Source organism: Micromonospora maritima (assembly GCF_902825405.1).
Classification (GTDB): Bacteria; Actinomycetota; Actinomycetes; order Mycobacteriales; family Micromonosporaceae; genus Micromonospora; species Micromonospora maritima.
The window spans coordinates 1-3,782 of the sequence record NZ_CADEAU010000499.1 but is presented as its reverse complement, the minus strand read 5'-3'; the positions used below and the strand labels follow the sequence as shown (position 1 = coordinate 3,782).

The 3,782-nt window shown below is 73.7% G+C and carries 3 protein-coding genes; 2 read left to right on the top strand and 1 reads right to left on the bottom strand.

Going from position 1 to position 3,782, the window contains the following annotated elements:
• A partial coding sequence (locus HUW36_RS35305; protein WP_425487272.1) for a twin-arginine translocation signal domain-containing protein occupies positions 1 to 129 on the bottom strand: 129 nt, incomplete at its 3' end.
• A 115-nt stretch (positions 130 to 244) separates the two neighbouring features.
• Between HUW36_RS35305 and HUW36_RS27830 the strand changes: the two genes are divergently transcribed.
• The gene (locus tag HUW36_RS27830; RefSeq protein ID WP_174530849.1) at positions 245 to 2,401 is read left to right on the top strand and encodes an amylo-alpha-1,6-glucosidase; all 2,157 of its coding nucleotides are present in this window, start codon (positions 245 to 247) and stop codon (positions 2,399 to 2,401) included.
• A 44-nt stretch (positions 2,402 to 2,445) separates the two neighbouring features.
• Positions 2,446 to 3,744 (top strand): NAD(P)/FAD-dependent oxidoreductase, encoded by a 1,299-nt coding sequence (locus HUW36_RS27825; RefSeq protein ID WP_174530848.1) that lies wholly within the window; start codon positions 2,446 to 2,448, stop codon positions 3,742 to 3,744.
• Positions 3,745 to 3,782 lie beyond the last annotated feature (38 nt).

The window sequence follows — 3,782 nt, the reverse complement described above, 5'->3', positions numbered from 1 at the left end:
CCCGGCGGCGGCCGCCGGGGCGGCGGTGAGCGGGGTGGCGACGACGGCGGCGGTGGCCGCGGCCGAGGCGGTGAGGAAGGTACGCCGGCTGGGGCCGGTGGGCTCCTGGTGTCCGGATCGACTGCTCATCACCGCATCCTGCCCCTATCAATACAGCAGTGTCTATATGTTCCGGGTCGGGACCGCGGATCTCGTCCGATCCGGGTGAGGTCGGCCGCCGGAACCGACACCTACCGTCGGGAGCATGGCAACTGCGCGACCGACGCCGGTGGACCCGATGCCGCACGTCCGCGAGGACGCCGGACCGCAGGGCGAGGCGCGGGCGGTCCCGCCGGAGCTGGGCCCGGACGCGATCGCCGTCGTCCGCGGTTCGGCGTTCATGTACTCGAATCCGGTCGGCGACGTGCCATCCGGCAGCATCGGGGGTCTGGTGCACCAGGACACCCGGCTGGTCAGCCGCTGGGAGATGCGGCTCAACGGCCGCCCCCTGCTCGCGCTCCGGTCGACGCCGATGGCGCACGACCTGGCCCAGTTCGTGCTCAGCAACGCCGCCACCGCCGCCGACCTGCCCGCCGACGCGGTCGCGGTGCGGCGCGTCCGTCACCTCGGCGACGCGCTGACCGAGCGGATCGAGCTGCAGTCCTACCGCACCGAGCCGGTCCGGCTGGAACTGCGGCTGGCCGTGGAGAACGACTTCGCCGACCTGTTCGAGATCAAGTCCGAGGTGGCCGACAGGTCCCCGTGGATCCGCCGGGACGCCGCGGCCGACGGAACGGAGCTGAGCCTGACGTACGCCCGGGACGGTTTCCACGCCGCGACCCGGGTGTGCGCCGACCCGCCGGCCCAGCGGATCGACGGCACCGAGCTGGTCTGGGAGGTCGAGCTGGGCGCGTTGCAGGAATGGCGGCTCGACCTGCGGGTGCCGCTGGCGCCGGACCGGGAGCCGGCAGACGCGTCGCGCGCCGACGTCGACGACCTGTTGCACGGCCGCACCACCGACCCGATCCGCGAGTGGCTGGCCACCGGGGTCAGCCTGACCAGCGACAACGACGATCTGCAACGGGCGGTCGACCGGTCGCTGGCCGACCTGGGCGCGCTGCGGTTGGACATCGAGGTCTGCGGCGAGCAGGTCATCCTCCCGGCGGCCGGCGCACCCTGGTTCCTCAGCCTGTTCGGCCGGGACACGCTCCTCTCCGCCTTCCAGACCATCAGCGGCGGCCCGCACCTGGCCCGCGGCACGCTGCTCGCGCTGGCCCGGGCGCAGGGCCGGCGGTGCCACGACTTCACCGACGAGGAGCCCGGGAAGATCCTGCACGAGGTACGCCGCGGGGAGCTGACCCGCCAGGGGCGCAAGCCGTACAGCCCGTACTACGGCACCGCCGACGCCACCCAGTTGTGGCTCGTCCTGCTCTCCGAGTACTGGCGGTGGACCGGCGACGACGACCTGGTCCGCGGCCTGCGGCCGAACGCGATGGCCGCGCTCGACTGGATCGACAGGTACGGCGACCGCGACGGTGACGGCTACGTCGAGTACGCGACCCGGTCGGTGGCGGGGCTGGGCAACCAGTGCTGGCGGGACTCACCCGACGGGGTGCGCTTCGCCGACGGGAGGATCCCGGTGCTGCCGCTGGCCACCAGCGACATCCAGGGATACACCTACGACGCCAAGATGCGACTGGCCGAACTGGCCGACGGGCCGCTCGCCGACCACGCGCTCGCCCGGCGGTTGCGCGCCGACGCCGAGCAGCTGTACGAGCGGTTCAACCGCGACTTCTGGATCGACGAGCGGGGCGGCTACTACGCCGTGGCCCTCGACGGCGACAAGCAGCGGGTGGACTCGCTCACCTCCACGCTGGGGCACCTGCTGTGGAGCGGCATCGTGCCACCCGAGCGCGCCGACCGGGTGGTGGCGCAACTGTTCTCCCCGGCGATGTTCTCCGGCTGGGGCATCCGGACACTGTCCCGCGACGACGTCGCCTACAACCCGCTCGGCTACCACCTCGGCACGGTCTGGCCGCACGACAACGCCATCGCCGTGCTGGGTCTCACCCGCTACGGCTACCGCGCCGAGGCCAACCGGCTCTCGCTCGCCCTCCTCGACGCGGCGGCGGAGTTCGACCACCGGTTGCCTGAGGCGCTGGGCGGGTTCTACCGGCACCGGACCGGGGTCGCCGTGCCGTACCCCACGGCGTGCAGCCCGCAGGCCTGGGCCACCACCGTCCCGGCCACCCTCGTCCGGTCCATGCTGGGGGCGGACGTGGTGGACGGGCGACTGGTGGTCGACCCGGACGTCCCGCCCGAGATCGGCGGCATCCGGGTCGACCGGGTGCTCGCCCACGGCCGGCGCTGGACCGTGGACGCGCGGGGCCGGCAGGCCCGCGTCCGGCACACGCCGGGCTGAGCGGTCGACGTTTGTCGTGCCCCTGCCCGGGAACGGCAGCAGGCATGACGAAACCACGTGTGGTGATCGTGGGGGCCGGGTTCGCCGGATACCACGCGGCCAAGACGTTGCGCCGGCTGGCCCGCGACCGGGCCGAGATCGTCCTGCTGAACACGACCGACTACTTCCTCTATCTGCCGCTGCTGCCCGAGGTCGCGGCCGGGGTGGTCGAGCCGACCCGGATCTCGGTGCCGCTGGCCGGCACGCTCGACGGCGTCCGGGTGGTGGTCGGCGAGGCCGACCGGGTGGACCTGCAGAACCGCTGGGTCGGCTACCGCTCCGCCGAGGGCGACCACGGCCAGCTCGCGTACGACCGGCTGATCCTCTCCGTGGGCAGCGTCAACAAGCTGCTGCCCATCCCCGGGGTGACCGAGTACGCGCACGGCTTCCGTGGTCTGCCCGAGGCGCTCTACCTGCACGACCACGTGGTCCGGCAGGTCGAGCTGGCCGAGCTGACCGACGACCCGGCCGAGCAGCGCGCCCGTACCACGTTCGTGGTGGTCGGCGCCGGCTACACCGGCACCGAGGTCGCCGCCCACGGACAGCTGTTCACCGACCGGCTGCTGGCCCAGCGCCCGCACCTGAAGGTTCGCCCGCGCTGGATGCTGCTGGACGTCGCCCCCCGGGTCCTGCCCGAGCTGGACCGGCGGATGTCCGTCACCGCGGACCGGGTGCTGCGCCGCCGCGGCGTGGACGTGCGGATGGGCACCTCCGTCGCCGAGGCCACCCCGGACGGGGTGATGCTCACCGACGGCGAGTACGTGCCGACGTGCAGCCTCGTCTGGTGCGTCGGGGTGCGCCCCGACCCGTTCGTGGCCGAGCTGGGGCTGCGGACCGAGAAGGGCCGGCTGGTGGTCGACGAGTACCTCAACGTCCCCGGCTACCCGGAGGTGTTCGCCTGCGGCGACGCCGCGGCGGTGCCCGACCCGACCCGGCCCGGCCAGGTCTGCGCGATGACCGCGCAGCACGCCCAGCGGCAGGGCAAGCTGGCCGCGCACAACATCGCCGCCTCGTACGGGCAGGGCACCCGCAAGTCCTACAAGCACCACGACCTGGGCTGGGTGGTGGACCTGGGCGGCAAGGACGCGGCCGCGAACCCGCTGCACGTGCCGCTGTCCGGGCTGCCGGCCAAGGCGGTCACCCGCGGCTACCATCTGCTGGCCATGCCGGGCAACCGCCCCCGGGTGGCCGCGGACTGGGCGCTCGACGCGACGCTGCCCCGGCCCGCCGTGCAGCTCGGACTGGTGCCGGCAAACGCGGTGCCGCTGGAGAGCGAGTCGCCCGAACTGGTCCGGCGGCGCTGACGCCCGCTCACCCACCGGCCGGCGGCCGGTCCCGCGTG